Raw genomic sequence first — 2706 nt, 5'->3', positions numbered from 1 at the left:
TTTCACAGCAGATCGTCCGCACACATATACGAATTTGTCGGATCACAAAGCTGTATATAAGACGCTCATTTACTACCCGTCTTCCTAAAAAACGCAAGCAGCCAGTCCCTCTGGCCGCTTGCGTTTTGTTTATATCGTAACAAGTCGTTTGTAAAACTCTTCAATCGCAATCGGCTTGCCACCATTCAAACGGGATTCTTCCGCTGCGAACGACATCAGATGGCTGCGCACCGAAACCGATGCGGAAGAACTGCTTTCTCCGCCGTTATACGTTCTGACTTCGCTCAGAAAGCTCCGTACAATACCCGCGTCGCCCCCGTTGTGCCCCTCTTCTGAGGCATGCACACGCACGGTGGTTTTCTCATTCGTCACAAAGTCATGAATGGTGAATTCGTTCTCTTCCATATTACCGCGAAGATCGCCCTTCGTGCCCATGATTTGCAGAATTCGTGTGTTATCTCGTGTAAAACCACACATACTGAACATCGCTGTGGCACCACTCTCGAACTCCATATTGACGACTTGGTGATCAACGACATTATTATCGCTGCGGTACACACACTTTCCATATGGCGTCGTTCTAAGAGCTTCAACTATGCCTTCGTTACTCGTATCCGTTGTAAATTTACGTGCCCAACGGCGACCTGCCCCCAAATAATATTTAGGCGCATAGTACTGACAGCTCGCTTCAGCTGGGCAGCCATCCAAGCAGCGCGCAGGCGCACCTGCAGGTGCATTCTCTTCTTTGAAATGCATTAGCGACCCGAAAGAGCTGATACGCTCGCACGGCTCACCCATGATATAGGAGAGAATATCCATGTCATGGCAGGATTTGGCTAATATCATAGGAGAAGATTTATCCGAATTATTCCAATTGCCGCGTACAAAACTGTGTGCCATATGCATATTACCGACATTTTCATTCAATTGAATATTGACGATTTGCCCGATTTTGCCTTCTGTAATCACTCGTTTCATTGCCGTCCAGAAGGCCGTATAACGCAGGACATGGCAGATGGTTAGCAGCCTGTTATGCTTTTTCGCCATGAGCTCCATTTCCACACACTCTTCCGGACTAGGAGACATCGGTTTCTCCAGCAAAACGTGATACCCAAGCTCCAGCGCTCGTAGCGTTGGATGATAGTGCATTTGATCCTGCGTACAAATGATGGCGATATCTGCCAGCTTCGGCTGTGCAAGCAGCTGCTCCCAATTCTCAACAGCATGTTCCGGTGCAATCTGATGAGCGGAAGTAAAGGCAGCACGACGCTCCTCATTCGGCTCAGCAACTGCTACAATTTGTAATTCATGCGGGTAATTCCGTGCATATGGCGCGTAAGCTTGCGCCCCTCGATCACCTGCCCCGAGCAGGATAGCCGTTACTTTTTGCATCAAATACTCATCTCCTGTCACTTCGTATGTAAATGTCATGATAGGCTACTATATGCCAAAATCTAAGACTTACTTCCTGTGAATGCAATTCCTTGAATAAAAGAACGTTGGAAAACAAAGAAAATAATGATCATTGGCAAAATCGCCATCATGGAGCCTGCCATAATGATCGTGTAATTCGTTTTGTGCTCCCCTTCCAGGAAAGCGATACCTGCGGAAAGCACCATTTTATCCGGCGAGGAATTGACGATCAGCGGCCACATCAAATCGTTCCATGACCACAGCATTGTGAAAATTGCCAACGCGATCATCCCGGATTTCGCAAGCGGCATCATGATTTGCCAATAAATTCGGAACTGATTGCAGCCATCTAGCTTCGCAGCTTCTTCCAGTTCATTCGGTAAGGTCATAAAGAATTGGCGCAGCAGAAACGTCCCGAAGGCACTGAATAAACCAGGTACAATCAGTGCTGTCAAAGAGTTCAACCAGCCGAGATCTTTCATAATCATATACTGCGGAATGAGAAACACTTGCCCAGGAACCATGAGTACTGACAACATCAGGATGAAGAAGAACTGACGCCCTGGAAAAACAATTCTGGCAAAAGCATATGCCGCTAACGAGCAAATAATAAGTTGGCCTATCACTTTAATCAAAGTTGTAATAAATGTATTCCAATAGAAAGTGAAAAACGGCAAGTTTACAAAAACTTTCGCATAATTGCTCCATTGAAAAGCTTTTGGCAGCATAACGGGAGGAATTGCCGTTGACTCTCCTAATGTTTTTACCGATGTAAGAAACATCCAAATAAACGGCGTAACCATGATTAGTGCACCCAATATGAGGATAAGATGGATTCCGCCGATCTGAAGCGATTTCTGATTGACTGGTTTCGTATTCATACACTCGCCCCTCTCACTCGTAGTGAACCCATTTCTTCTGAATTTTCATTTGAACATACGTAATCAGCATGATAATGATAAACAGCATAACGGCAATGGAAGAGGCGTACCCCTTGGCATTTTTGAGAAACCCGTATTTGTAGTATAAGAAAACAATCGACTGCGTAGATTCCATCACAATTTCGCCAACCATCATATAGATGTAATCAAATACCTGGAACGCACCAATAAGAGACGTTACCATGACGAAAAAAATCGTCGGCGTTAATAGAGGCAGTGTAATTCGTGTGAATTTAGTGAAAGAGCCTGCCCCATCGATTGATGCGGCTTCATAATAGGACTCCGAGATGCCTTGAAGACCAGACAAGAAGATGATCATGTGAGAGCCAATGGAACTCCAGATGGCTACAAT

The 2706-nt window shown here is 45.5% G+C and carries 3 protein-coding genes; all 3 read right to left on the bottom strand.

The annotated features are described in order from the left end of the window. Positions 1–129: 129 nt before the first annotated feature. Positions 130–1392, bottom strand: coding sequence for a Gfo/Idh/MocA family protein (locus AC1DUA_RS32815; RefSeq protein WP_477503720.1), 1263 nt, complete (start codon positions 1390–1392; stop codon positions 130–132). 62 nt (positions 1393–1454) lie between these two features. Beyond that, a complete protein-coding gene (locus AC1DUA_RS32810) occupies positions 1455–2294 on the bottom strand; it encodes a carbohydrate ABC transporter permease (RefSeq protein WP_477503719.1) in 840 nt (279 codons plus the stop codon). 13 nt (positions 2295–2307) lie between these two features. Beyond that, a partial coding sequence (locus AC1DUA_RS32805) for a carbohydrate ABC transporter permease (protein ID WP_477503718.1) occupies positions 2308–2706 on the bottom strand: 399 nt, incomplete at its 5' end.

The sequence above is a fragment of the Paenibacillus sp. 01T422 genome, from assembly GCF_056398785.1.
This window is presented reverse-complemented; position numbering and strand designations above follow the sequence as displayed.

Coding starts and splice junctions, on each gene's coding strand:
- AC1DUA_RS32815 (WP_477503720.1), bottom strand. CDS start 1,392: ATGCAAAAAGTAACGGCTATCCTGCTCGGGGCAGGTGATCGAGGGGCG.
- AC1DUA_RS32810 (WP_477503719.1), bottom strand. CDS start 2,294: ATGAATACGAAACCAGTCAATCAGAAATCGCTTCAGATCGGCGGAATC.